Origin of the sequence: Ideonella lacteola (assembly GCF_038066555.1) — a bacterium.
GTDB lineage: Bacteria > Pseudomonadota > Gammaproteobacteria > Burkholderiales > Burkholderiaceae_C > Ideonella > Ideonella lacteola.
Window position 1 is genome coordinate 202,687 of the sequence record NZ_JBBUTG010000009.1, and the last position, 26,772, is coordinate 229,458.

Annotated in this window: 19 protein-coding genes; 7 read left to right on the forward strand and 12 right to left on the reverse strand. The window is 68.1% G+C overall.

What is annotated here, in order from left to right:
* Window positions 1-23 precede the first annotated feature (23 nt).
* A complete protein-coding gene (locus tag AACH06_RS15570) occupies window positions 24-1,700 on the forward strand; it encodes an Ig-like domain-containing domain (RefSeq protein WP_341426659.1) in 1,677 nt (558 codons plus the stop codon).
* Between the two features lie 250 nt (window positions 1,701-1,950).
* On the opposite strand, the gene htpG is transcribed toward AACH06_RS15570, so the two are convergent.
* From htpG to AACH06_RS15595, 5 genes are all read right to left on the reverse strand, one after another.
* Window positions 1,951-3,831: a molecular chaperone HtpG gene (gene htpG / locus AACH06_RS15575; RefSeq protein WP_341426660.1), complete on the reverse strand. Its 1,881-nt coding sequence runs from the start codon at window positions 3,829-3,831 to the stop codon at window positions 1,951-1,953.
* Window positions 3,832-4,034: 203 nt separating this feature from the next.
* The gene (locus AACH06_RS15580; RefSeq protein ID WP_341426661.1) at window positions 4,035-4,622 is read right to left on the reverse strand and encodes a hypothetical protein; all 588 of its coding nucleotides are present in this window, start codon (window positions 4,620-4,622) and stop codon (window positions 4,035-4,037) included.
* Between the two features lie 12 nt (window positions 4,623-4,634).
* On the reverse strand, window positions 4,635-5,084 hold the full coding sequence (locus tag AACH06_RS15585; RefSeq protein ID WP_341426662.1) for a GNAT family N-acetyltransferase: 450 nt from the start codon (window positions 5,082-5,084) through the stop codon (window positions 4,635-4,637).
* Window positions 5,084-6,796, reverse strand: coding sequence for an MBL fold metallo-hydrolase (locus AACH06_RS15590; RefSeq protein ID WP_341426663.1), 1,713 nt, complete (start codon window positions 6,794-6,796; stop codon window positions 5,084-5,086). Before AACH06_RS15590 ends, AACH06_RS15585 begins: the two co-directional genes overlap by 1 nt.
* Entirely contained in the window at window positions 6,793-7,965 is a 1,173-nt protein-coding gene (locus AACH06_RS15595) for a CaiB/BaiF CoA transferase family protein (protein WP_341426664.1), read from the reverse strand. Before AACH06_RS15595 ends, AACH06_RS15590 begins: the two co-directional genes overlap by 4 nt.
* Window positions 7,966-8,017: 52 nt before the next feature.
* Between AACH06_RS15595 and AACH06_RS15600 the strand changes: the two genes are divergently transcribed.
* Both AACH06_RS15600 and AACH06_RS15605 read left to right on the forward strand, forming a co-directional pair.
* Window positions 8,018-8,338 carry a 2Fe-2S iron-sulfur cluster-binding protein gene (locus tag AACH06_RS15600; RefSeq protein WP_423222039.1) on the forward strand — a complete coding sequence of 107 codons (321 nt, stop codon included), beginning with the start codon at window positions 8,018-8,020 and terminating at the stop codon, window positions 8,336-8,338.
* 116 nt (window positions 8,339-8,454) lie between these two features.
* Window positions 8,455-8,838, forward strand: coding sequence for a response regulator (locus tag AACH06_RS15605; protein ID WP_341426665.1), 384 nt, complete (start codon window positions 8,455-8,457; stop codon window positions 8,836-8,838).
* 279 nt (window positions 8,839-9,117) lie between these two features.
* Here AACH06_RS15605 and AACH06_RS15610 read toward each other — a convergent pair whose 3' ends face one another.
* Together AACH06_RS15610 and AACH06_RS15615 are read right to left on the reverse strand one after the other, a co-directional pair.
* Entirely contained in the window at window positions 9,118-9,630 is a 513-nt protein-coding gene (locus AACH06_RS15610) for a cyanophycin metabolism-associated DUF1854 family protein (protein WP_341426666.1), read from the reverse strand.
* Window positions 9,627-11,924 carry a cyanophycin metabolism-associated ABC transporter gene (locus tag AACH06_RS15615; RefSeq protein WP_341426667.1) on the reverse strand — a complete coding sequence of 766 codons (2,298 nt, stop codon included), beginning with the start codon at window positions 11,922-11,924 and terminating at the stop codon, window positions 9,627-9,629. Before AACH06_RS15615 ends, AACH06_RS15610 begins: the two co-directional genes overlap by 4 nt.
* A 152-nt stretch (window positions 11,925-12,076) precedes the next feature.
* Between AACH06_RS15615 and AACH06_RS15620 the strand changes: the two genes are divergently transcribed.
* The 3 genes from AACH06_RS15620 to AACH06_RS15630 all read left to right on the forward strand — a co-directional run bounded on the left by AACH06_RS15620 (window position 12,077) and on the right by AACH06_RS15630 (window position 19,193).
* A complete protein-coding gene (locus AACH06_RS15620) occupies window positions 12,077-14,290 on the forward strand; it encodes a cyanophycin synthetase (protein WP_341426668.1) in 2,214 nt (737 codons plus the stop codon).
* 41 nt (window positions 14,291-14,331) lie between these two features.
* The gene (gene cphA / locus AACH06_RS15625) at window positions 14,332-16,908 is read left to right on the forward strand and encodes a cyanophycin synthetase (RefSeq protein WP_341426669.1); all 2,577 of its coding nucleotides are present in this window, start codon (window positions 14,332-14,334) and stop codon (window positions 16,906-16,908) included.
* Between the two features lie 269 nt (window positions 16,909-17,177).
* Complete coding sequence (locus tag AACH06_RS15630; protein ID WP_341426670.1) at window positions 17,178-19,193, forward strand: M13 family metallopeptidase; 2,016 nt, start codon at window positions 17,178-17,180, stop codon at window positions 19,191-19,193.
* A gap of 48 nt (window positions 19,194-19,241) precedes the next feature.
* On the opposite strand, the gene AACH06_RS15635 is transcribed toward AACH06_RS15630, so the two are convergent.
* The 4 genes from AACH06_RS15635 to AACH06_RS15650 form a co-directional block, all read right to left on the reverse strand.
* On the reverse strand, window positions 19,242-20,150 hold the full coding sequence (locus tag AACH06_RS15635; RefSeq protein WP_341426671.1) for a GNAT family N-acetyltransferase: 909 nt from the start codon (window positions 20,148-20,150) through the stop codon (window positions 19,242-19,244).
* On the reverse strand, window positions 20,147-20,797 hold the full coding sequence (locus tag AACH06_RS15640; RefSeq protein ID WP_341426672.1) for an HAD hydrolase-like protein: 651 nt from the start codon (window positions 20,795-20,797) through the stop codon (window positions 20,147-20,149). Before AACH06_RS15640 ends, AACH06_RS15635 begins: the two co-directional genes overlap by 4 nt.
* A gap of 146 nt (window positions 20,798-20,943) precedes the next feature.
* Complete coding sequence (locus AACH06_RS15645) at window positions 20,944-21,447, reverse strand: hypothetical protein (protein WP_341426673.1); 504 nt, start codon at window positions 21,445-21,447, stop codon at window positions 20,944-20,946.
* Window positions 21,448-21,642: 195 nt separating this feature from the next.
* A complete protein-coding gene (locus AACH06_RS15650) occupies window positions 21,643-23,829 on the reverse strand; it encodes a TonB-dependent receptor plug domain-containing protein (RefSeq protein WP_341426674.1) in 2,187 nt (728 codons plus the stop codon).
* Between the two features lie 142 nt (window positions 23,830-23,971).
* Between AACH06_RS15650 and AACH06_RS15655 the strand changes: the two genes are divergently transcribed.
* The gene (locus tag AACH06_RS15655) at window positions 23,972-25,183 is read left to right on the forward strand and encodes a citrate/2-methylcitrate synthase (protein WP_341426675.1); all 1,212 of its coding nucleotides are present in this window, start codon (window positions 23,972-23,974) and stop codon (window positions 25,181-25,183) included.
* 18 nt (window positions 25,184-25,201) lie between these two features.
* Here the strand turns inward: AACH06_RS15655 and ahpF are convergent, their stop codons facing one another.
* Window positions 25,202-26,770 carry an alkyl hydroperoxide reductase subunit F gene (ahpF, locus tag AACH06_RS15660; protein ID WP_341426676.1) on the reverse strand — a complete coding sequence of 523 codons (1,569 nt, stop codon included), beginning with the start codon at window positions 26,768-26,770 and terminating at the stop codon, window positions 25,202-25,204.
* Between the last annotated feature and the right edge of the window lie 2 nt (window positions 26,771-26,772).

The window sequence follows — 26,772 nt, forward strand, 5'->3', positions numbered from 1 at the left end:
CAACAATTCATGGAGGACATCGAATGGTCCACTCTTCATCCTTGGGTCGGCTGGCCGGGCTGGCGTCGCTTGCGTGCATGCTCGTCCTGCCGGCCTGCAGCGGCTCTTCGGGCTCCTCGGGTTCCGAATCCCGCGCCCCCGTCGCCCTGTCCCCCGCCAATGGGGAACAACTGGCAGAACCCGAAGCAACCGTCGTGGCACGCTTCGAAACCTCGCTGAAAGCCGACACCGTCGATACCGAAAGCTTTCAGCTCCAGCGAGACGGCACCCCGGTCGCCGGAAGCGCTGCGTACACCTCGTCCACCAAGGAAGTCAGCTTCACGCCCAGTGAGTCGTTGGATTTTCTGACGCGCTACGAGGCCACCCTGAGAGCGAACATCCTCACCGCCGATGGTTCACCCATCGTGCCCAAGCAGTGGGCATTCCGCACCCGCGACGGGGTCTGGCGCCCTTACGACACGCTGCCCGCTGGCAGAGCCTACGCCGAAAAAAGATACTTCGGCAATGCCGTCGGCATGCCCGATGGCTCGGCCTGGGTGACCTGGGAAGAAAGCCACAGTAACTCCAGCAGCGTGTGGGTCAGCCGATATCGCCCCGGTGCGGGCTGGAGCACACCCGCCGGGCTCTACGTCACGGGCGATCGCCTGCGCCAGGGCCTTCACGCTCCTCGTATCGCTTTCAACGCGTCAGGTCACGGCATCGCCGTCTGGACGACGTTCAGAAGCCCCTATGACACGGAAGGCACTTTGCAGGCTTCGCATTGGGACGGTGTCAAATGGTCCGGGGCCGAGAGCATCGGGATCTCGGGCACGAACTTGGCCGACGATCCCCAGGTAGTGATGCAACCGGACGGCAGCAGCCTGGTCATCTGGGCGGAGGGCTCGGCACCTGACAGTCATGTGTGGAGCCAACGGTACGTCCCCGATCAGGGATGGACTGCGCCAGTGCAGCTCGGTGCTGGCAACTTGCTGTCGCTCAGCCTGCTAGGCGACGGCCAGGCATTGGCGCTCTGGAAGGACAACGGAACGATTCAGGCGGCTCAGGCACCCATCGCTGGCGACTGGAGCGCACCCACCGTCATTGCTCATCCCGCCGGGACGGTGCATAACCCCAAACTAGCCAACAGCTCCAAGGGCAACAGCGCCTTCGTCTGGACCGACGCCGTCAGCGACAATTGCGATTGCGCGTTCGAGCTGAGCGTCTGGTCGACTCAGCGCGGGGCCGACGGGACGTGGTCGACGCCGCAACTGATCGAGGAGGTACGGGACTGGCCTGAGCCTACGGACCTCGCTGCCGGCCCCGATGGCGACTTCTACTTCGCCTACAGCCATCATCATGAGGTGGCGGACTGGCTGCGCCTGCGGCACCTTTCGCGAGACGCCGGCCCTTGGGGCGGCGCCTTCGACATTCCCGTCCCCAAGGGCGGCTTCCTGGGCGTGAAGATCTCCATCGACTCCGAAGGTCGCGGCAACCTCATCTGGGGTGCCTACAACTACAACGACGGCGACCAATTGAGCCAAGCGTGGAACAGCCGACTACTCGAGCGCGGAAGCCAGGCCTGGTCGACGCCTTCGAAGGTCGCAGAGGACCAAGATCGCTTTCTGCAAGACCTCATAGCGCTGCCGCACGGACGTGCCATGATGATCTGGAACACCGAGCATCTCGAAACGGGCGTGCTGCGAAGCGCACTGTTCGACTAGCAGCCTCCGCGCGGTCACTGGCCTTGACCACGCCCCAGTCCAGCCAATTGACCGAGCGGCCTTCTCGGCTTGGTCTGCGCCGGCGCAGACGAGCCAAGAAGGGGATCGCCTCATCCTGGACCTATCCCCGCAGAGCAAGGGGCCATCGAGGCTGATCTAAGGCACCGAGCACTGCATGGGAGCGCCTGAATGCGCGACGCTCGAGTGGGGCCAGCGAGCGAGCCGCGGGCCCCCGGCAGTCCTGGCGCCATCAAGCACTCAGCAGCTTGGTGACCCGCTGGACATACTCGGCGGGGTTGTCCAGGTGCCCACCTTCGGCGAGCAGCGCCTGATCAAACAGGATCTGCGCCAAGTCGTCGAAGCGTGGGTCGTTGTCCAGGCGTTTGACCAGGGCGTGCTCGGGGTTCACTTCGAGGATGGGCTTGGCAGCCGGCGCGTCCTGGCCGGCCTGCTTCAGCATGCGCGCCAGGTGGGCGCTCATATCGCCCTCGTCGACAACGATGCAGGCGGGCGAGTCGACGAGGCGTGTGGTCACGCGCACGTCTTTCGCCCGGTCTTTGAGGCTCTCCTTCAAGCGATCGAGCACGGGCTTGAACGCCTCGGCGGTGGCTTCGGCCTGCTTCTTTTCCTCTTCATCCTGCAGCTTGCCAAGGTCGAACGCCCCCTTGGCCACGCTTTGCAGCGCATGACCCTCGAATTCGTGCAAGTGCGACAGCAGCCACTCGTCGACACGGTCGGTCAGCAGCAGCACCTCCAAGCCCTTCTTGCGGAAGATTTCCAGCTGAGGGCTCGACTTGGCGGCGGTGAGTGAATCGGCCGTGATCACATAGATCGTTTCCTGGCCTTCCTTCATGCGCTTGACGTAATCGGCCAGCGACACGCCTTCGTCGGCATGCGTCGAAGCGAAGCGGAACAACTTGGCCAAGCGCTCCTGGTTCTGGAAATCCTCGCCGATGCCCTCTTTCAGCACCGCGCCGAATTCCTTCCAGAAGCTCATGTACTTGGCTTGGTCATCGGCGCTGTCGCTGTCCGCCAGGGATTCGAGCATCGACAGCACGCGCTTGGTCGAGCCTTCGCGGATGGCCTTCACGTCGCGGCTTTCCTGCAGCAGCTCGCGGCTCACGTTCAGCGGCAGGTCGGCCGAATCGATCACGCCCTTGACGAAGCGCAGGTAAACCGGCATCAGCGCCTCGGCGTCGTCCATGATGAACACGCGCTTGACGTAGAGCTTCACGCCGCCACGCTTGTCTCGATTCCACAGGTCGTAGGGCGCTTTCGCCGGGATGTACAGCAGTTGCGTGTACTCGCTGCGGCCTTCGACCCGGTTGTGGGTGTAGGACAGCGGCGGCTGGGCGTCGTAGCTCAGTTGCTTGTAGAACTCCTGGTACTCGGCATCCGTCACCTCGCTCTTGGGCCGGGCCCAAAGCGCAGCGGCCTTGTTGACGGTCTCCCACTCGTCCTTGGCCACGTACTTGCCGGCATCCTTGTCCCACTCCTCCTTGCGCATCAGGATGGGCAGCGAGATGTGGTCGGAGTACTTCGAGACGATCGAGCGCAGCTTCCAGGCTGCCAGGAACTCGGCTTCTTCTTCGCGAAGGTGCAGGATCACGTCGGTGCCGCGGGTCGGCTTGTCGATCGTCTCCAGGTCGTATTCGCCCGTGCCCTCGGAGCTCCAGCGCACGCCCTCGCCCGCCGGCAGGCCGGCGCGGCGCGATTCGACGGTGATGCGATCGGCCACGATGAAGCCCGAGTAGAAGCCCACGCCGAACTGGCCAATGAGGTTGGCGTCTTTCTTCTTGTCGCCGTCGAGCGCGGCCATGAATTCGCGCGTGCCGCTCTTGGCGATGGTGCCCAGGTGAGCAGCAGCTTCTTCCGCGCTCATGCCCACCCCGTTGTCGCGGATGGTGATCGTCTTGGCCTCGGCATCGACGATCAGCCGGATCTCGAGGTTGGGCTGGTCTTCGAACAGCTCAGGCTTGTCCAGCGCCTCGAAGCGCAGCTTGTCGCAGGCGTCGGAGGCGTTGGAGACCAGCTCGCGCAGGAAGATTTCCTTGTTCGAGTAGAGCGAATGGGTGACCAGGTGCAGGATCTGCTTGACTTCGGCCTGGAAGGCGTGGGTGTGCTTGCTCATGGTGATGATCGGCAACTTGGGAAAGGTGAAAACAGCGCATGGCCCTTGCCGCCGAGGGGTCGGCAGGGCCTCGCGGGCGCACTGGCGGGACATGGGGGCAGCCGGCCCGGCTTCAAGGCCGGGTTGGCGTCTGCGAACGGCCGTTCGCGGCTGGGGCGCGAGTTTAGGCCCTGTTCAGGGGGCGGCTGCCCGCCAGCGCCGGGTCACCAGCGCTTCCACCACGGCACGGAGGGCTTGGCCTGAACCGGTCGCACCGGGCCATCGTGCAGCTCCGTCCACGGCACGTCGGCACCGGCATCGCCTTCATCGTGCTTGAAGCCGGTGACCCGTTGTGCCAGCTTCAGCGGCACCTGGAAGAGGTGGTCGATCGTGGCTCGGCCCCCTCCCGCTGCCGCCTGCAGGCGGCGGTGGTCGATCGCCAGCGCCGCAAAGGGCGCCGGGGGCTCGCCGGTGATCTTCAGGTGGTCATGCGACTGCTGGCCGTCGTGGAGAACCTGCCACACCAGGTCGCCTGCGCGCCACAGTTCGGCGCTGGACATCAGTCGGTTCTCGTCGACCGTGCAGGCCAGCAGGTCTGCACTGGCCGACAGCAGGCCGAGCGTGTCCGGGTCCATCCAGGCATGCCCCTGTTCCCGGGCGAACACCGCGTACCAGCCGCTGCGCAGTCGCCGTGCGCCCAGCCGGCTGCGAGCGAAATCCACCTCGCCCCCCGTGGGGGTGGCATTCAGATCGGCCAGCACCTGTTCGGGCAACTTGCCGCGAACCGCCAGCCAGGACAAGGCATAACCCACCCGGGCCCTCCGTCAAGATCCGCCAAGCACCCGGGTCATCAGGTGCTTGGCAATGCCGGGCGCGTAGCCCTCGATCGTGGCTGCCACCTCATAGCCCAGCGCTCGGTACAACACCGGCGCCTGGAAGCTGAAGGTTTCCAGGTAGCCCAGCCGGCATCCCCGCTCGATGGCGCGCTGTTCGAATGCGCGGACCAGCCGGGTACCCAGCCCCTGGCCGCGGTGCGTGGGCGCCACCCACAGCTGTTGCAGCTCGGCGCACAGGCCCCAGGTTCGCCCGACGGCCCCGCCCAGCACCTGCCCATCGGCCGACCGCACGTAGCACTGCAAGGCCCGCACCTCGTGCATGGGGGCGGCCGCCTCATTCGCGGTCCCGAGCCCGTCGTCGATCACCTCCGCCGCGTCGCGGCACGGCTCGTCGTGCACCGTCAGCTCCACCGCCGCGGCGCCTCCATCTGTACGCATCAGGCCACCTCCGCGATCCAATGCCACAACCCGGCCTCATGGCGGACGCGTCCGTCGCGCTCCAGCTTGATCAAGTGGGCAGTCAAGGAGCGCGCGGCCATCGCGTGGCGCGAGGTGGGCACATCGCCGTAGACGCCGGGCACCAGCGCCTCGGCGGTGGCCGCCCCGGCTGATTGCAGCGCCGCTGCCACCTTGGCCTCACGGGCACGGCGGTGCAACAGCAGTTGGCGAACCTCGTCCTGCGGGCGCGCCATCAGGAAACCATGCCCCGGCGCGAACCAGTCCAGGTTCTCGATGGCCAGCAGCTTTTCCAGAGAGGCAAGGTAGGCGGCCATCTCGCCATCAGGCGGGTTGATCACCACGGTGGAGCCCTGCATGACATGGTCACCGGTGAAGAGCATGCCCTCTTCTTCCAGCAGCCAGCACACATGGTTCGATGCGTGGCCCGGGGTGGCCACCGCACGCAGCGTCGTGCCGGGCCCCAGCACCAGGCGCTCGCCATCGGCCGGCCGGTGTTGGGGATGAAACGCGGTGTCCTGCCACTCGGTGTGCTCGGGCGTGAGGCCCACCAGCACCGCCCCGGTCATCGCGGCCAGGCGCTGCGCCGCCGGCGAATGGTCTTTGTGGGTGTGGGTGGCCACGATGCGAACGATGCGTCCCGGTGCGGCGGCAGCAACCACCGCTTGTAGATGGGCTTCCGTGTGGTCGTCGGAGGGCCCGGGGTCGATCACCGTCACCTCGTCGCCGCCTGGCGAGCGCACCAGGTAGGTGTTGGTGCCGGGGCCCGTCATCATCGAGCCGTTGGCGCAGGTGATGCGGGTGACTCGGTCGGACAGCCGAACCGGCTGCAAAGGCGGGAGCTCGAAACAGACGTGGCCCAAGCCCACCGGATCCAAGTGGCCGATCTCGGCATAGGCCCACTCGCGCGGCAGCACCGGCCTGACCTTGCCGGCCGCGTCGCGGCCCAGGCGCGGCATCATCCGCGGCGGCTGGCGGCGCGCGCGGGCGTCGGCCAGCACCTCGGCCACGGTGGCGAATCGGGCCAGGTCTTTCAGCGTCTCGCGGGTGACGGGCAGCAGTTTCAGCGCCCGCTCCTTCTCCAACGCCTGCGACGGCGTCAGCCACGCCAACTCCAGCGCCTCTCCCGCATCGACTTCGGGGTACTGCCCCTGCGGCGCCCGCGCCACGAAGAATCGGGTGTCGAACCGCTTGGGCATGCCCGGGGGCGTCAACCAGTGGCTGTGGTAGGCCAACGCCCCGGCGTCCAGGCGCAGCCCGTGGCGGTCGCACAAAGCCACGAAGTCTTCGCCGCGCCGCACCAGCGCGCGCTCGCGGCCGGCCGCTTCACCGTCACCGTCCGAGACCAACAGCAGGCCCACCTCTTCGAAACATTCGCGAATGGCAGCCACGGTGTAGGCCAGGGCCCCGGCGGCGAGGCCGAGCCGTTCGTTGGCCGCCGAGTCGGTGTCACCGTCGCAACGCGCCGCCAGATCCTGGTCCACCGGATCGAGCACGCCGCCGGGAAACACCCACACGCCGCTTCGCATGTCCCCCTCGCGCTCGGCGCGGCGCAGCAGCAGCACTTCCGGCGCGTCGTTCGCACCATCTCGCAGCACGACCACGCTGGCCGCTTGCCGGGCGCCCTCGGCGTCCCTGTCGGCCCCGTCGGCCCGATCGGCTGTCTGGCCCGCACTCACATCGATCGAAGTCATGGCGCCATTGTCTGCTTCGCGGCGCCGCTGGAAAGCAGCGTGTCGATCTCCACATCGCTGTAGCCCGCTTCGGACAGCAGCTCTCGCGTGTGCTGGCCCATCCGGGGAGCAGGCCTCGGCGAAGCGGGTCGGCTGCGACCAAAGCGCGGCGCTGGCGCGGGTTGATGCACCCCATCGACCTCGACGAACGACTGCCGCTGGCGGGCCTGGGGGTGCTGGACCGCCTCGCTCATCGAGAGCACGGGGGTCAGGCAGGCATCACCGTCTTGCGCCGCCGCCGCCCAGTCGTCGCGAGTGCGCCGGCGCAGCGCGGCCGCGATCGCCTCGCGCATCTCGGGCCAGAGGCGGCGGTCGTACTGGCGCTCGACGAATCGCCGCTCCAGGCCCACCAGGTCGGCAAACGTGGCAAAGAACTTGGGCTCCAGCGCGCCGAGCGCCAGCCAGCCACCGTCGGCCGCCTGATAGGTGGCATAGAACGGCGCGCCACCGTCCAGCAGGTTGGCCGCGCGCTGCCGCTCGTCCCACAGCCCGCCAGCAGCCAGCCCATGGAACAGCGACATCAATGACCCCACGCCGTCGACCATCGCCGCGTCCACCACCTGCCCGCGGCCTGAGCGTTGGCGCTCGAACAGGGCCGCCAGCACACCCACGGCAAGGTACAGAGCGCCGCCGCCGTAGTCGCCCACCAGGTTCAACGGCGGCACCGGGCCGTCGCCCTCGCCCTCACCTGCCCCTCCGATGGCGCTCAGGGCGCCGGTCAAGGCGATGTAGTTGATGTCGTGGCCAGCACGCTGAGCGAGTGGGCCGTGCTGACCATAGCCGGTCATACGCCCGTAGACGAGGCCGGGATGGCGGGCATGGCAGTCTTCCGGCCCCAGGCCCAGTCGCTCGGCCACGCCGGGGCGCCAGCCTTCAATCAACACATCGGCAGCCGAGATCAGGCGCCTGGCGGCGTCGACCCCTGCGTCGCTCTTCAGATCGAGTGCAATCGACCGGCGGCTCCGGCCCGGCACGTCGAACCGCGAAGACACGGGCACGCCCAGCCCGCTGGCCTCCAGGCGATCGATCCGAACCACGTCGGCCCCCAGATCGGCCAGCAACATCGCGCACATCGGCCCGGGCCCGATGCTGGCCAATTCGATCACCCTCAGCCCGTGCAAAGGCCCCATGTCGACTGCGCCCCGTGAAACGTGTGGAAGCGGCAAGGCTAGCATCGCCGGTGTGACGCCGCCCGCCCCACCCACCCTGCGAATCGAGCCTCATGGTTGGCTGGTGCCTGTCTTGCCCGGGCAAAGTTTGCTGGACGCCGCGCAGGCGGCGGGCATCCGACTGCCGCGCTCTTGCCGCAATGGCAGCTGTCGCGCCTGCCGTTGCCCGCTTCGGCAAGGCAAGGTTCGATACCGCGTCGAATGGCCCGGACTGCTCGCCGAAGAGCAGGCGGAGGGCTGGATCCTGCCGTGCGTCGCCGAGGTGGCGCCCGGCTCAGTGCCGCTCCTGGTCATCGACGCGCCGAATGCCACACAGACCCAGTCGCCGGCATGACACGCCCACCTGGCCCGCGCCAGCCTCACCTACGCCAGCCTCTTGGCGGGAACGACGGTTGCTCATACCCCACCTCGAAGGGGCCACGGCCGCTTTGATGGAGCCTGCGCCACCCGATGACCCACCTGAACCCACCCGGCAACGACGACACCCGCGTCATCGTGATCGACGACGACCGCGACGCGGCCCAGACCTTGGCGGCCGCGTTGACCGAAAACGGTTGCCAAGTGCAATCAGCCGAGGACGGCCTGAGCGCCCTTGACCTGATCGAACGCTTCCAACCTCACTGCGTTCTGCTCGACATCCAAATGCCCGGCCTCGATGGCCTCACCCTCGCCCACCGCCTGCGCGAACGCCACTGCAACGACATCGTGTTGGTCGCCATCACAGGCGGCAGCCCGGCCGACAAGACGGTCTCCGCCACATTCGACCTGGTGGACCACTGGTTCACCAAGCCGATCGACATCCGAAAACTGATGCAGTTGGTGCGGGCGGGGTGATGGGGGCCCCCACGGCCCCTTCCGGGGCCTGCCCCCCGAGGGGGCTCGCGCAGCGGACCGGCGGAGCCGGATCCGCGCACGCCACTTGACGGGCGGCGGCGCTTTGCGCGCCTGGAAGAGAAAGGCCGCTATGGCACGCGTCCTGACCGAGGTCAAAGGAAGCTTTTGATCAACCGCTTCGTGTGTCGATCCAGCGCTGCGCCGAACGCCACTTGACGGGTGGCGGCGGCGCTTTGCGCGCCTGGACGAAGGCCGCCATGGCACGCGTCCTGACCGACGTCAAAGGAAGCGTTCGAGCAATCGCTTCGAATGCCGATCCAGCGCCAGCAGATCCGGCACCTTGAAGACGATGCCGTGACCGCTGGTGATCAGCAGCGCGGCGCGGCCGCCGGGCAGGCGCCGGATGTCCTCTTCGCCCTTGAGCACCAACTGGGTCGCACCGCGGTCGGTCTCGACGTCCCAGGTGCTGGGCGTGGAAAAGGTCGAGACCTTCAGCAGGCGTTTGATCTCGGGCGTGAATTCGCGGTGAGCGAGCTCTTCTTCGATCAAGGTGCGAACGTTCGATGGCAGGCCCGACAGCCGCGGCAGCCAGGCGAGCTCGCGCCCTTCGGCGCTGACGAGCGACAGGCCCTCATCGGGCGCCCCGATCGGGAAGGCGCGCACGGGCGTGATGCCTTCGTGCACCGTCCCGTCCGCGGCGGTGAAAACCAGGCGGCCAAGCGGGTTGCGAGACAGTTGGAAGTCGATCGCGCTCATCGTCGTGCTTGTCGTCGTGCTCGTGGTCAAGCTCATGGGCTCACCACCGTGTGAGCCGACGGTTGCGGCAGGGTGTTGGCGATCAGCACGGCGTCGTGGTCGCTGCCGTCTTCGCGCTCGGCCTCGGCCTTGCGGGCCTGGGCCTCATACAAGCGCCAGTAGGCGCCCTGGCGGGCCATCAGCTCGTCATGCGGCCCCACTTCAACCACCTCGCCGCGGTCCATCACCACCAGACGATCGGCCTTGCGCAGCGTCGACAGCCGGTGGGCGATGGCGATCGTCGTGCGGCCCTTGACGAGGTTGTCGAGCGCCTTCTGGATCTCCTTCTCGGTCTCGGTGTCCACCGCCGAAGTGGCTTCATCGAGGATGAGCAGGCGCGGGTCGATCAGCAGCGCCCGCGCGATCGAGATGCGCTGGCGCTCGCCGCCCGACAGCCCCTGGCCGCGCTCGCCCACCAGCGAGTCATAACCCTGCGGCAGGCGCAGGATGAACTCGTGCGCATGGGCCGCGCGGGCCGCGGCCACGATCTCTTCGCGCGTCGCATCCGGCTTGCCGTAGGCGATGTTCTCGGCCACCGTGCCAAAGAAGAGGAACGGCTCCTGCAGCACCAAGCCGATGTGACGCCGGTAGTCGGAAACAGCAAAGCTGCGGATGTCGTGGCCATCGATCAGGATGCGGCCGTCCGTCACGTCGTAGAAGCGGCAGATCAGGTTGACCAGCGTGCTCTTGCCCGAGCCGCTGTGGCCCACCAGGCCGATCATTTCGCCGGGCTTGATCTCCAGGTTGAGCCCGCGGATGACTGAACGGTTGCCGTAGCGGAAGCCGATGTTGTCCATCGTCACACCGCCTTGCAGCGCCTGGATCTTCACCGGATTGGCCGGCTCGGGCACATTCGAGACGTGGTCGAGGATGTCGAAGATGCGCTTGGCCCCGGCCGCCGCCTTCTGTGTGACCGAGACGATGCGGCTCATGGAATCGAGCCGTCCGTAGAAGCGGCCGATGTAGGCGATGAACGCCGTGAGCACACCCACCGTGATCTGGCCCTTGCTGACCTGCCAGATGCCGAACGCCCACACCACCAGCAGCCCGATGTCGGTCAGCAGCGAGACGGTGGGCGAGAACAGGCTCCAGGTCTTGTTCAGCCGGTCGTTGACGACGAGGTTCTGCTTGTTCGCGTCACGGAAACGCCCGGCCTCACGCGCTTCCTGGGCAAAGGCCTTCACCACCCGGATGCCGGGGATGGTGTCGGCCAATACGTTGGTCACGTCGCCCCAGACGCGGTCGATCTTCTCGAAGCCGGTGCGCAGCCGGTCTCGGACGAGGTGAATCATCCAGGCGATGAACGGCAGCGGCAGCAGGGTGACCAGCGCCAGCCACGGGTTGATCGAAAACAAGATGGCCGACGTCATGCCCAGCAGCAGCACATCGGTGGCGAAATCCAGCGCGTGCAACGACAGGAACACCGATATACGGTCGGTTTCCGAGCCGATGCGGCTCATCAGGTCGCCCGTGCGCTTGGCACCGAAATAGTCGAGGGACAACTGCAGCAGGTGCTCGAAGGCGCCGACCCGCAAGTCGGCGGCGATCCGCTCGGACACCAGCGCCAGCAGCCAGGTCCGGGCCCAGCCCAGGCTCCAGGCCAGCAACGCCGAGCCCAGCAGGCCTGACAGCAGCAGCATCACGTACGAAGGGTCGATGCTCTTGCCGTTCTGGAACGGAATCAGCACCTCGTCCATCAGCGGGATCGTCAGGTACGGCGGCACCAGCGTGGCCCCGGTAGAGGCCAGCGTCAGCAGAAAACCCAGCAGCAGCCGCCCCTGGTACGGCTTGGCGAAGCGCCACAGGCGCAGCAGCACCCAGGTGGACGGCGGCTCGGTGAGCTCGCGCGTGCACATCGGGCATTCGTCGGAATCGGGCGGCAGCGGCGCGCGGCAGGTGGGGCAGCGGGTCGGGTCATCCCCCTCGGGTGCCACGCCCTGGGCCCGGGCTTGTTGCAACTGTTCGAAACGCTTGACCAGCCGCAGCGCCTGGACATTCGCGCCGAGCGTGAAGCGCCAGCGCACGAGCAGGCGCTGCGCATCGGCCATTTCCAGGGTGCCGACACCGGCATGGTCGTGATGGCGCAGGGTGAGCTCTGGCGACAGCTCGTAACGCTGCCAAGGGGCCGTGGGCCCCAGCCGCGCGAACAATGCACGCTCGCTGAGCACCAGTTGACCATCGGCGAACCGCAGGTTCTCGTCGAGGTCAACCTGCAGGGAGGCGAGCACGTTGTCCCCGGCATCCAGGGGTGCTGCGACAGGGGCAGCCGGGGGGTGTGGTGGATGTTGCATGCTGAGCGCGGCATTTTCCTTGAAAGCGCGGCTGCCGCCTCCCCCGTGCCAGTCCCAGGCACCCGGTGTGTCGCGGCGGGCGCAAAATTCGCACCTCGCGCCCACCGTTGGCCACCTGCGCGCCCCGGCCCGCCCCACTAGCCATCCAATCCATGACCGCCCAGAAGAACGACATCCAGCTCCAGCGCATCACCTACCTGCGCGGCCCCAACATCTGGACCTACCGCTCGGTGCTCGAAGTCTGGCTCGACCTGGGCGAGCTGGAAGAACACCCCTCCGACAAGCTGCCCGGCTTCACCGACCGCCTGTTGGCCCTGCTTCCGGCCCTGGCCGAACACCACTGCGGTGTGGGCGAACGCGGCGGCTTCCTGCAACGCCTGCGGGAGGGCACCTGGGCAGGCCATGTGCTCGAACACTGCGTGATCGAGCTGCTGAACCTGGCAGGCATGCCCACCGGCTTCGGCCAGACGCGCTCGACCAGCCAGCATGGCGTCTACCGCATGGTGTTCCGCTCGCGCAACGAGCAGGTCGGCCGCACCGCCTTGGCACAGGGCCATGCGTTGTTGATGGCCGCCATCAACGACAAACCCTTCGACGTGACCGCGGCAGTCGCCCAGGTGCGCGACGCGATCGACGACTGCTATCTCGGCCCTTCCACCGCCTGCATCGTGGCCGCCGCCACTGACCGGCGCATCCCGCACATCCGCCTGAACGACGGCAACCTCGTGCAACTGGGCTACGGTGCGCGCCAGCGCCGCATCTGGACGGCCGAGACCGACCTGACCGGCGCCATCGCCGAGACGATCGCGTGCGACAAGGATCTGACCAAGACCCTGTTGATGGCCTGCGGCGTGCCCGTGCCCGAAGGCGAAATCGTCGACAGCCCGGACGCCGCCTGGCGTGCGGCGCAGGATTTCGACGCGCCGGTCGTCGTCAAGCCCACCGACGGCAACCATGGGCGCGGCGTGACGCTCGATCTCACCGTCGAGGCCGACATCCGCGCCGCCTACGAGGTGGCAGCACGCCATGGCAGCGAAGTGATGGTCGAGCGCTTCATCCCCGGTCAGGAGCATCGGCTGCTGGTGGTGGGCGGCAAGGTGGTGGCAGCAGCCCGGGGGGAAACCGCCTGGATCACCGGTGACGGGCAGCACCACATCGCCGACCTGGTCGACCAGCAGATCAACAGCGATCCGCGCCGCGGCACCACGGAAGATCACCCGCTGAACCGGCTGAACATCCGCGAAGACGGCGTGATCCTGCTCGACCTGCAGCGTCAGGGCTACACGCCGGATTCGGTCCCGCCCGCGGGCAAGCGCGTGCTGGTCCAGCGCAACGGCAACGTGGCGATCGACTGCACCGATGATGTGCACCCGGAGGTCGAGCACTACGTGTCGCTGGCCGCGCAAACGGTGGGCCTGGACATCGCCGGCATCGACGTGGTGGCCGAAGACATCGGCAAGCCCTTGCATGACCAGGGTGGTGCCGTCGTCGAGGTGAACGCCGGCCCCGGCCTGCTCAGCCACCTGAAGCCCGCCGTCGGCAAGCCGCGGCCCGTCGGTCAGGCGATCGTCGAGCAGCTGTTCCCCAGCGACGAGCACGACCCGCACCCCGGCCGCATCCCGATCGTCGGCGTGGCGGGTACCCGCAACACCCAGGTGGTGGCCCGCGCGATCGCCTGGCTGGTGCACCTGTCGGGCAAGCACACCGCGCTGGCCTGCCGCGACGGGCTCTTCGTCGGCCAGCGCCGCACCGAGCCGGCGGTGGCCCGCAGCACCGCGTACTGGGAAGCCAGCCACCGCTTGCTGATGAACCGCGATGCCCAGGCGGCCGTGTTCGAAAACGGCCCGGGCCTGATCCTCGACGAAGGGCTGCCCTACGACCGCTGCCAGGTCGGCGTGGTGACCGATTTCGATGGCGCCGCCGACCTGAAGCGCCACGACATCAGCGAGTCCGACCAGATGTACAAGGTGCTGCGCACCCAGGTCGACGTGGTGCTGGACGATGGCGTGGCCGTGCTCAACGCCAACGATCCGCGCATCACCGAGCTGGCGGAACTGTGCGATGGCGAGGTGCTGTACTACGCCGTCGAAGGGGCCGGCGGCGACGCGCAGGCCCTGCGTGACCACGGGCTGGAAGGTGGCCGCGCCGCCGTCCTGCGTGATGGCAAGGTCGTGTTGATGACGGGCGCCAGCGAGCAGGCCGGGCCCGATCTGCACGGCATCTTGCAGCGGCACGGGCATGGCGGCGACGCCGGCCTGGCCGAAGCCTTGCTGGCTGCTGTCGCCGGCGCCTGGGCCTTTGGCATCTCGCCCGAACTGATCGCTGCCGGCGTCGAGACCTTCGACCTCGGCCCCGCCCGGGCCTGATCCCGCGACGCCCCCGACTTCCAGATCGTCACATCCGACCCATGGACATTTCTCGCATCCGAACCCTGCGCGGCCCCAACCTCTGGAGCCGCCACACCGCCATCGAAGCTGTCGTCGCCTGCGACGAACATGAGCGTTCGCTGGCCTCGCTGCCTGGTTTCGAGGCGCGTCTGCGCGCGCTGTTCCCGGGCATGGGCGCGCTGCGGCGCAGGCCCGAGGAGGCATCGCTCGCCCATGTGGTCGAAACCGCGACGCTGGCGCTGCAAACGCAGGCGGGCTGCCCGGTGACCTTCAGCCGCTGCTCGGCCACGCCCGAGGCCGGCGTGTACCAGGTCGTCATCGAGTACAGCGAAGAAAAGGTCGGTCGGCAGGCCATCGAAGCCGCCGAGGCGCTGATCCGCGCGGCGCTGGCCGAAGAAGGTGCACCGGCCTTCGACTCAGAAGCCACCATACGCGCGCTGCGCGAGCTGGACGAGGACATCCGCCTGGGCCCCTCCACCGGCTCCATCGTCAACGCCGCCGTGGCCCGGGGTATCCCGTTCCGCCGCCTGACCAGCGGCAGCCTGGTCCAGTTCGGTTGGGGCGCCAAGCAGCGCCGCATCTGGGCCGCCGAGGTCGATTCGACCAGTGCCGTCTCCGAGTCCATCGCGCAGGACAAAGACCTCTGCAAGACGCTGTTGCGCGCAGCCGGCGTGCCGGTGCCGCTCGGCCGCCCGGTGGACAGCATCGAAGATGCGATCGAGGCCGCCGAAGAAATCGGCTGGCCGGTCGTCTGCAAACCGCAGGACGGCAACCAGGGCAAGGGCGTGACGGTGAACATCACCGACGCCGCCGGGCTGGCGCTGGCCTACAAGGCGGCCGAAGAGATCGGCAAGCCGATGGTCGAGAAGTTCCTGCCGGGCAGCGATTTCCGCATGCTGGTGGTCGGCTCCAAGCTGATCGCCGCCGCGCGTCGCGACCCGCCGCAGGTGTCGGGCGACGGCGTGCACACGGTGCGCCAGCTGGTCGACCAGGTCAATGCGGATCCACGCCGTGGTGATGGCCATGCCACCTCGCTCACCAAGATCCGCTTCGACGACATCGCCGTCGCGCGGCTGGCCATGCAGGGCCTCACGCCCGACTCGGTGCCCGAGAAGGGCCGCCGCGTCGTGCTGCGCAACAACGCCAACCTCTCCACCGGCGGCAGCGCCACCGACGTGACCGACGACGTCCACCCGGATGTCGCCGCCCGCGCGGTGGCCGCGGCCCGCATGGTGGGGCTGGACATCTGCGGCGTCGACGTGGTGTGCGAAAGCGTGTTGCGCCCGCTCGAAGAGCAGCACGGCGGCATCGTCGAGGTCAACGCGGCCCCCGGGCTGCGCATGCACCTGTCACCTTCTTACGGCAAGGGCCGCGCGGTGGGTGAGGCCATCATCAACCACCTCTACGCACCGGGCGACGATGGCCGCATCCCGGTTGTGGCGGTCACGGGCACGAACGGCAAGACGACCACCTCGCGGCTCATCGCGCACATGTTCAGTGCCAGCGGGCTGCGGGTGGGCATGACCAACACCGATGGCGTGCACGTCAACGGCCGCCAGATCGACTCGGGTGACTGCTCGGGCCCGAAGAGCGCCCGCAACGTGCTGATGAATCCGCAGGTCGACGCCGCGGTGTTCGAGACGGCACGCGGCGGCATCCTGCGCGAAGGCCTGGGATTCGACCGCTGCCAGGTGGCGGTGGTCACCAACATCGGCGCGGGCGACCACCTGGGCCTCAACTTCATCGACACGGTCGAGGGGTTGGCGGCGGTCAAGCGGGTGATCGTGCAGAACGTGGCCCCCACGGGCTATGCGGTGCTGAACGCCACCGACCCGCACTGCGTCGCGATGGCGCCCACCTGCCCGGGCGGCATCATCTACTTTGCGCAAGACCGCCACCACCCGGTGCTGGCCACGCACCGCGCCCAGGGCCAGCGCTGCGTCTATGTCGAGGGCGAGCAGATCGTCGTGGCCGAGGGCAACTGGCGCGAATTCGTCGCGCTGCGCGACATCCCGCTGACGCGCCACGGCACCATCGGTTTCCAGATCGACAACGCGATGGCCGCCGTCGCCGCCGCGTGGGGCACCGGCCTGTCGTGGGATGCGATCCGCTCGGGCCTCGCCAGCTTCGTCAACGACGCGGACAACGCACCGGGCCGCTTCAACGTGATGGACTACCGCGGCGCCACCCTGATCGCCGACTACGGCCACAACCCGGACGCGATGCGTGCCCTGGTCCAGGCCGTCACCGCGATGCCCGCCAAGCGCCGCTCGGTGGTGATCTCGGGCGCCGGTGATCGCCGCGACGAGGACATCCGCGAGCAAACGCAGATCCTGGGCGCGGCCTTCGACGAAGTCATCCTCTACCAGGACGCCTGCCAGCGCGGCCGCGCCGACGGTGAAGTGGTGGCCCTGCTGCGGCAAGGCCTCGAAGGCGCCGCCCGCACGCGCCACATCCAGGAAATCACCGGCGAATTCATCGCCATCGACGCGGCACTGGCGCGACTGGAGCCGGGCGACCTGTGCCTGGTGCTGGTCGATCAGGTCGAAGAGGCGCTGGCGCACCTGGCCAAGCGGGTAGCCGAACCGGTGGTTTGATCCGCCGCGGCGTCGGCTCCGGGCCCGAAGCAGCGCCGGCCCAGGCTTCGGGGCAGCGCTCATTCCGGCGCGGGGAACGCCGTTTCATCGCCGATTTGGGCGATTCGGCCGGTCCAACCGGCGGTTCGTCCTTTCCCTGATCGCGCCGCCCCAGGCTTGCGGCTAAGGTGCATGCACCCGCCGATCGCCCGCCTGTATCCGAGGTCGCGTTGTTTCGGCTCCATCCGGGCGCCCAACCAGGCGCCCTTCGCATGTTGGAAAGCCTTTAGATGAAATCGCTCAGACTGTCGACGCTCGCCGTCCTCGTCCACCTGGCCGCCGCCAGCTTCGCCGCCCCCGTCTCCGGGCTGGATCGTCCGGGCTTCGACCCATCCGTCCGCGCGCAGGACGACCTGTTCCACGCGGCCAACGGCGGCTGGCTCAAGGCCACCGAGATCCCGGCGGACAAGCCTGAGTACGGCGCCTTCATCCAGCTGCGCGACATCTCCGACGCGCGCTCGCGTGCCATCGTCGAGGAGTTGTCCAAGGCGCAGTCCAAAGCGGGCAGCGTCGAACAGAAGGTGGGCTCGTACTACGCGGCCTATCTCGACACCGCCGCCATCGACAAGGCCGGCCTCGCGCCGGTCCAGCCGTCGCTGGCCGCGATCGACGCCATCAAGACGCCGAAAGACCTGGCCACCTGGATGGGCCAGGTGCAGGGCCGCCTCGAAACGCCGGTGCAGTTGTATGTGATGGCGGACTTCAAGAACCCGACGATGAACCAGGCCCTGACCTGGCAAGGCGGCCTTGGGCTGCCCGATCGGGACTACTACCTGAAGACCGACGACGAACGCTTGTCCAAGGCCCGCGCCGCCTACGAAACCTACCTCACCACGCTGGCCAAGCTGGCCGGCATGAAAGACCCGGCCGATGCCGCCAAGCGGGTGATGGCGCTGGAGCGTCGCATCGCCGAGGCGCACTGGGACAAGGTCGAGAACCGCAACCCGGTCAAGATCTACAACCCGATGACACCCGCCGAGCTGACCAAGGCAGCTCCGGGGCTGGACTGGGCGACCTTCCTGAAAGAGGCCCGTCTGGGCGGCGTCGAACGGCTGTCGGTGTCGCAGCCCAGTGCCGCCACCGCCATCGCCAAGTTGTACGCCGAAGTGCCCCTGGCCGACTGGAAGCTGTACTTCAAGCTGCACACGCTCGACGACGCCGCCACCGTCCTACCGGCAGCCTTCCGCGACGCGCGCTTTGCCTTCCGCGGCACCGCACTGACCGGCGCCAAAGAGCAGAAGCCGCGCTGGCAGCAAGGCATCACCGAAGTCAACGCCGCCTTGGGCGAGGCCGTGGGCCAGCTCTATGTGGCCAAGCACTTCCCCCCCGAGTACAAGGCCCGCATGCAGGAGCTGGTGAACAACCTGCTCGCCTCCTACAAGGATTCGATCGACGGACTGAGCTGGATGACGCCCGCCACCAAGGCCCAGGCCCAGGCCAAGCTGTCGAAGTACATGACCAAGATCGGCTACCCCGATCAATGGCGCGACTACAGCCAGCTCGAAGTCCGTGCGGGTGACCCGCTGGGCAACTCGCAACGCGCCGCCCGCTTCGAATGGAACCGCATCGCCGCCAAGGCCGGCAAGCCGGTCGATCGCAGCGAATGGGGCATGACGCCGCAGACCGTCAACGCCTACTACAACCCCAGCCTCAACGAGATCGTCTTCCCCGCGGCGATCCTGCAGCCTCCGTTCTTCGACATGGCCGCCGACGACGCGGTGAACTACGGTGCCATCGGCGCCGTGATCGGCCACGAGATCAGCCACGGCTTTGACGACCAGGGCAGCCAGTTCGACGGCGAAGGCGTGCTGCGCAACTGGTGGACGGACGAAGACCGCAAGGCCTTCGAGGCGGTGGGCGCCAAACTGGTGGCCCAGTACGAAACCTACGAGCCGCTGCCGGGCAAGAAGCTCAACGGCAAGCTGACGCTGGGCGAGAACATCGCCGATCTGTCAGGCCTGCAGATCGCCTACAAGGCCTACATCCGTTCGCTCAAGGGCCAGCCCGCACCGGTGATCGAAGGCTACACCGGCGCGCAGCGCTTCTTCCTCGGCTGGTCGCAAGCCTGGCGTGAGAAGGTGCGTGAAGAACGTGCGATGCAGCTGCTGACCACCGACCCGCACTCGCCGCCCGAATTCCGCGCCAATGGTGCGGCGGTGAACCACGACGGCTTCCACGAAGCCTTCGGCACCAAGCCGGGCGACAAGATGTTCAAGCCCACCGAAGAGCGCATCCGCATCTGGTGATGCCCTCGTGATGGAGGCCCGGGCCCGCCCCTTCGGGCCCGCGCGCCATCAGCCCCCTCGCAGGCCGAACAGGTTCCCGAACGGATCGACGAACTGCGCCATGCGCCACCCTTCTTCGATGGCCATCGGCCCGCGGTAGAGGGTGGCGCCCAGCGCTTCGGCACGGGCGCGCACCTGGTCGAAGTCGTCGACCGGCCAGTAGACGACGGTGCCGGCCCGGCCGCTCGCCACCTTGGCGTCCGCCCGCACGAATTCGAGCCGCACGCCATCGACCACCAACAGGTCGAACGGTGCCGGATCATCGAGGTGCACCTGGCGCGCCTCGGGCCAAAGCCGCTGATACCACGCCCGAGCGGCATCTGGATCGGGGCTGTGGACCAGCACCGCCCAGGCGGGGCGGACACTCGGCTTGGGCGGACGCGCACCGAGCATGCACACCATCCAGGTCTCGTCGTGCGGCACCCCGTCGACACAGGCCGCCGCGGGCTCGGTGCCCCAACCGACGAAGCCGACGGAACGGTAGAGCGCGATGGCCGCTGCGTTGCCCGCGTGAACGCCCAGCATGACCTGCGTCAAGCCCGGCTCGGCCGCGGCCTGCGCCAGCACGTGCTGCAGCAAGGCCTGGGCGATGCCGTAACGCCGCGCCTCCGGCGCCACGTACATGCCCCAGAGCATCGCTTTGTGCGAGAGCTTGGCCATCCGCTCGCGGGCCAGGCCTGCCACCGCCACCAGCGCCTCGCCTTGCCATGCGCCGTAGACGCCACTGGCGCCCGGCGCAGCCACATCGGCCGCCAGCCGCTCGGCCACGGCGCTCACGGCCTCGCCTGCCTCTTCGGCGTAGCTGGAGGCGAATGCGGTGGGGCATTCGAGCAAGCCGCGCAGGCGAAGCGCCTGAAATGCCGCGGCATCGTCAGGCCGCAATCTGCGAATCGAGAAGGTCACGGCTTGATCGCTCATGGCTGTGGGGCGAAAGCCAGGGTGGCGCCGATATCGGCGGGTTGCTGCCAGAGGTAGCGCGGCGTCTCGGCCGTGAGCTCATCGCGGGAGCCATGGCCCCACAGCACGCCCGCGCCGGACAGGCCATTGCGATGGGCTGCAATGAGATCGACCGCACGGTCACCGACCATCAGGCTGGATTCGCTCACTCGCCCCGCCTCTCGCAATGCAGCGATCTGCTGCCACTTGTGCATGCCGATCTCGCCGCCGTCGATGAACCGGAAGAGGTGGTCGAGCTTGAACATCGCGAGGATCTTGCACGCGAAGTCGCGGCGCTTCGAGGTGCACAGCCCCAGCGGAAAGCCGGCCTCGGCGAGCCGCTGCAAGGCCTCGGGGATACCTGGGTACAGCTGGTTCTCGGCATAGCCGATGTCGCCATACCGTTCGCGGTAGGCGGCCACCAGGGCGACGATGGTGCCGTCGTCATGCCGCCCGGTGATGACGCGGAAGCTCTCGTCCAACGGCGGCCCGATGTAGCGAGGCACCGCATCCGGCAGCAGGGGCTCGAAACCGTGGCGCTCCAGCGCGTGATTGATGGAGCGGCCGATCCCCAGCTGGGGGTCGCTCAGCGTGCCATCGAGGTCAAAGAGGATGAAGTCATGAGGCATGCGTCAACTGTATGCCCCTCGCGTTTGCCCGCGAGGCGCGCCGCCCGGCGCGACCCACCCGACGGAGCCCGTCACAAACAAAGCGGACCGGCAATAGCCAGTCCGCGGTCTGAGCCCTATCGACGCGGGCCGTCAGGCCCCCGACATCACGGCTTGTACAGCTTGATTTCCTTGTTCCAACGGTGCAGCGTCGTCGCCTGCGTCGAGTAGACATGCATCTCGACGGTGTGGTTGCCCGCGGTCACGCCAGCGAAGGTCTGGTAGTTCATGACCTGGAAGCCCGAACCCGCGCGGACGATGCCGTTGAAGGGGCAATTGACGTAGACCGCGTCGATCATCAGGCAGATGGCCGCTGCGTTTTCGGTGGCCGCGGCAGCGAGCTGCGCGTTCATGTCGGCGGCGATCGTGCAGCCGGCGGTGTTGGCGCAGTTGACGGTCAGCGCGGTGCCGACGACGTTGAAGCCGGCGTTGATGGCGACGCTGGTGCTGTCGGTGTCGAAGTAGGTCTTCTGCAGCTTGTGCGCGGTGGTGATGGCCTCGGCCGACACCTTCTTCGACGACTTCACGCCCGGGGGCTCGCTGCCGGCCACGGCGCTGAAGGCGAAGGCGGCCGCGACAACGGCCAGCGAGAGTTTGGCGATGTGAGACATGGGGTACTCCTGGAAATGCTGGGTTGGGGTGCCAGAGTGCTGGGTTGCCTTCTTGGCGCCACCGGCTGCGGAACTGCGGCAGGCGGAGCGGATTGTTCTGACGACCTGCCCGGCGCGACACCCTGCATCCTCAGGAGCCCGGCCCCCCAGGGTGTGGGCCCCTAAGTCGGGGAGTCCACATCGAGCCCCAGGCCGTCAGAGCTTGTGCTCCCAGCTCAGCCTCACCGCCGTGCCAGTGCGCAAGGTCTCGCGCTGCCGGTAAGCCCATCCATCGTCTTCGACCCGGGCCGGTGTCACCTCCCGCGGGTGCAGCAGGTTGTTCAACGCGAGTCGCCACTGGTTCTGCGCATCGGGCTTCCAGGCCAGGTACACGTCGAGAAGGCGTTTGGTGGGCGTGCCGCCCCAGCGCGTGGCCGACTGGCGCACCGGCCCACCGCCTTGGAGGTTGAAGTTGCCGCCCGCCGACCACTGGCCCTCAGCGCCGCGCCAATCGGCGCCGACGTTCAAGGCATACGGCGTCTGGCGGGCCAGACGGTTGTCGGGGCCCGGCACCGACTCCACCAGCGAGCGATTCCAGCCGATGTTGGCGCGCAGCTCGATGGGGGGCGCCTCGGCCCAGCGCTTGCGCAGGTCCAGCTTCGTCTCCAGCTCGACACCCCAGACACGCGCCACGCCTTGGTTCGAACGCGTCTGCACCCAGTGCTCGTCACCGTTGACCTGCTGCAGGCTCACTTCATCGAGGATCACATCGTCGATGCGCTTGGCATAGGCTGCCACGCTGACGATGCCCGCGTTGCCCACGAAGTGCTCCCACGCCGCATCCAGGCCCCAAGACAGCTCCGGCCGCAGCTCGGGGTTGCCCTGCAGATCGGGCGTGGTGGGGCTGTTTTCGTTGGCCACGAACCGGCGCGGCATCAGCTCGCGTGGGGTGGGTGCCTTGTAGGTGCGGGCCAGGCCCAGCCGGAGCTGGTCCTTGCTCTGGGGCAGCTTCCACACCAGGCGCAGCACCGGGCTGAAGACGCTGGTTTGTCGAGTCACACCATCAAACACATTACCTTGGCTGACCGTGCGAAGCCCTTCCCAGCGCCAACCGAGGGCGGCGTTCCATTGCGGATCGAGCACCCACTCATCTTGCGCAAACAACGCAAGGCGGGTGACGCCGGCGCGGTAGACCTCGTCCAGGTTCTCCACCGGCAGTCCACCGTCGAGCGCCTGCTCGCGCTGGATACGGTCTTCGTCGCGCCGGGCGTACTCGCCGTCCCAACCCACGGTCAGCGCATGAGACTCACCCAAAGGGCGGCGGTATTTGCCAGCTGCACTGGCGCCCTGATCCGTCGCCACCGAGTGCACGCGGGCATCGCGGATCGGTTGGCCGGCCACGTTCCAGCCATCGAATTCGGCTTCGGAAGCGCGGCGGGCGTAGGTGGCGGCCAGCTTGGCTTCGAGCTTCGCGCCCTCGTCGAGCTGGCGCGTCCAGTTCAGCCGCCCACGCCACTGCACCGTGTCGGCCACGAGGTACAGGTCGTTGCGCCCGAACACCGGGTCATCGCCGGTGAGCGCCGTGCGGCGGTCCAAGGCGCCGCCCGTGCTGCGCCGCACGCGAATCAGGTGGTCGGTGGCCACGCTGTCGTGGTCACTGGGGGCATAGCTCAGGCGCGGGGTGAGGTTGAGACTGTCGCTGCGGTCGAACTCGCGCTTGTCCGTGTCGTAGGCCTGCACCAGCCGGCCCGAGGCGTCGGTGGCGCGCAAGGTCAGGGCCATCGGCCAGACCTGGTCTTCGGTGACGAGGCCGACCCCCAACCCCCAGGACCAAGGCCCTTCCCGATCGCCCAGGTTGCCGTCGATCGAGGCCGTCGGACGCTCCAGCACCCGGGCGCCACCGAGCTTGAGGTCGCGCTGCGAGCTGCGGGCGGTGCGGCGCAGCACGATGTTGACGCTGCCGGCGATGGCCTGGGCGCTCTGGTCCACCCCCGGACTGCGGGAGACCTCCACCCGCTCGATCAAATCGGGCGAGAGGCTTTCGAGCGAAAAGCCCGGGGGCACCGGCTCGCCGTTGAGCAGCACCTGGGTGTAGCCGCCTCCGAGGCCCGACATGCGGATCTCGGCGGATCTCCCGCCGGTGGTGCTGATGGTGATGCCCGGCACGCGGCGCAGCGCGTCAGCGAGGTTGCTGTCGCCCTGCTTCAGCAACTCTTCGCGGCCGACCACGATGCGGGCATCCAGCGCGTCACGCCGGGCTTGCCATTCACCCGCGCTGCGCACCTCGACACGCTGAGGCGTGTCGGCCGCGGCAGGCGCTGAGTTGGTGTTCTGAGGGACGGTCTGGGCGCCCCCCGGCATCGCAAGACTGCACAGCCCGAGGCTGATCAACGAAGAGGTCAAGGGCAGGCAGCGCGCGGCCCGGCGAGTGAATGAATCGATCGACACGTGGAAACCCTGCGAAAACCCTGGTACGGCGGGTGTGAAGGCCGCGATTGAATCGACAGTGTCAAATCTCGTCAATCTTGATCAAGCTCATCAATATATGAAGCACCCACGCGCGGCGTCGCGTCCCTACACCACCGAGTTGCTGCCGGCAGGCGAAGCGGCCCGCCGGCTCGGCGTGAGCAAGTCGACGCTCTACGCCTACGTGAGCCGCGGCATGCTGAGTGCACTGGCCGACCCGGACGACCCGCGCGCCAGCCGGTATTCCAGCTTCGAGGTTGAGCAGTTGATGCGTCGGCGTGGCCAGGGGCGGCGCGCGGAGCAGCAGATTCCGGGGACGATGACGCAAGGCTTGCAGGTGCTCGACACCGCGCTCACCGGCATCATCGAAGGCCAGCCGGTCTACCGCGGGCGTGCGGCCACCACCCTGGCGGCCGAAGGGGCCACCCTCGAAGACGTGGCGCGGCTGTTGTGGCAGTTCGGCCCGAGCGACCCGTTCGCCGGCCCGGCGCCGGAACTGGGCCCACCATGGCTCGACGGTGTGCACCACACCGCCGCATGGCCGCTGTCGGATCGCGTGCTCGCGCGATGGGGTGCCGCCCTCGGCGGCCTGCATGGCCCCGCCTGGCTGCCGGATGGCGAAACACTCGCCCGAGCCTGTGGCCAGCACCTGCGTGCCGCCCTCGCCTGTTTCGTGGGCGTGGCGCCGTCGGCGCTGCCGGCGCACGAACTACTGGCCCGCCATTGGGCGTTGCCAGAGGGGGCGGCCGATCTGGTGCGCCAGGCCATGGTGCTGACCGCGGACCACGAGATGAACCTGATCGGGTTGTCGAGCCGGCAGTTGGCCTCCGTCGGTGCGACCTTGGGCTCAGCCCTGATGGCCGCGCTGTGCTACGTGAGCGCTGCGTTCAACGGCGGTGACTGTGCCCGCGTCGAGGCCTTGTGGGACGAGGTGACGGCGCAGCCCGATGAGGCCGCTGCCCTGAGCGCCCGGCTCGACCGTGGGGAAACCTTGCCCGGCTTCGACCACCTGTACTACCCGGCCGGTGATCCACGGGCGATGGCCTTGCTGGCGCTCGTCGAGCGATGGGGCGCCGCGGCGCCGATGGTGGCCACCGTCGACCGGCTGACCGGCTGGAAGCCGTCATTGGACTTCGGCCTGGTGGCCTTGCGCCGGGCGATCGGTGCTCCCCGCGAAGCCGCGACGGTGCTGTTGATGGCGCCGCGCTGCGTCGGCTTCCTGGCGCACGCGCTCGAGCAGCGGCGCAGTGGCGAGCGCATGTGGGTGCGCTCGCGCTACGTGGGGCCCTGACAGCCAGGGCCGCTGAGCTCAGGCGGGCACGGGCGTGCGGATCAGGTGGTCGAATGCACCCAGGGCCGCCTTCGCGCCATCGCCAGTGGCGATGATGATCTGCTTGAAGGGCACCGTCGTCACGTCGCCCGCGGCGAACACGCCCGGCACGCTCGTCTGGCCCTTGGCGTCGACCACGATCTCGCCGAAGCGGCTCAGTTCGATCACGCCTTTGAGCCACTCGGTGTTGGGCACCAAGCCGATCTGGACGAACACGCCTTCCAGCGCCACATGGTGCTTCTCGCCCGTGGCCCGATCGGTGTAGCTCAGGCCGTTGACCTTCTGCCCGTCGCCGGTGATCTCGGTCGTCTGGGCCCGCGTGTGCACCACCACGTTGGGCAGGCTGTTGAGCTTGTTGACGAGCACCGCATCGGCGCGCAGCGCATCGGCGAACTCGAGCAGGGTGACGTGTTCGACGACGCCGGCCAGGTCGATCGCGGCCTCGACCCCCGAGTTGCCGCCACCGATCACCGCCACGCGCTTGCCCTTGAACAACGGGCCGTCGCAGTGGGGGCAATAGGCCACGCCCTTGTTCTTGTACTCGGCCTCGCCGGGCACGTTGACATTGCGCCAGCGGGCGCCGGTGGAGATGACGATCGAGCGGCTCTTGAGCGACGCGCCGTTGGCCAGTTGCACCTCGACCAGGCCCCCGGGCTGGCTGGCGGGCACGAGCTTCTCGGCCCGCTGGTTGTTCATGATGTCGACGTCGTAGGTGCGCACGTGCTGCTCGAGTGCGGCCGCGAACTTCGGCCCCTCGGTCTCCTTGACCGAGATGAAGTTCTCGATGGCCAGCGTGTCCAGCACCTGGCCGCCGAAGCGTTCGGCCACCACGCCGGTGCGGATGCCCTTGCGCGCCGCGTAGATCGCCGCCGCCGCGCCCGCCGGGCCGCCGCCGATCACCAGCATGTCGTACGGGGCCTTGTCGGCCAGCCGCGCCGCGTCGCGCGCCGCGGCACCGGTGTCCACCTTGGCCAGGATCTCGGCCAGTTCCATGCGGCCGGTGCCAAAGGGCTGGCCGTTGAGGTAGACCGACGGCACACCCATGATCTGGCGCTCTTCGATCTCCGCCTGGTAGAGCCCGCCATCGATCGCCACGTGGCGCACCCGCGGGTTCAACACCGCCATCAGGTTGAGCGCCTGCACCACGTCAGGGCAGTTGTGGCAGGTCAAGGACATGTACGTCTCGAAGACGAAGTCCCCTTCCAGCGCCTGGATCTGCTCGATCACCTCGGCCTCCACCTTCGGCGGGTGGCCCCCGGCCTGCAGCAGGGCCAGCACGAGCGAGGTGAATTCATGGCCCATGGGGATGGCGGCAAAGCGCACGCCCAGGTCCACGCCGACGGGCTGAACGGAGAACGACGGCCGGCGCGTGTCCTGGCCGTCATGACGCACGTGGATCTTGCTCGGCGCCAGTTCGGCCAGCTCGTCGAGCAGCTCACGCATCTCGGCCGAGGCCGGACGGTCGTCCAGGCTGGCCACCAGCTCGATGGGGCGGGTGATGCGCTCGAAATAGGCCCGCAGCTGGGATTGGGTGGCAACGTCCAACATGG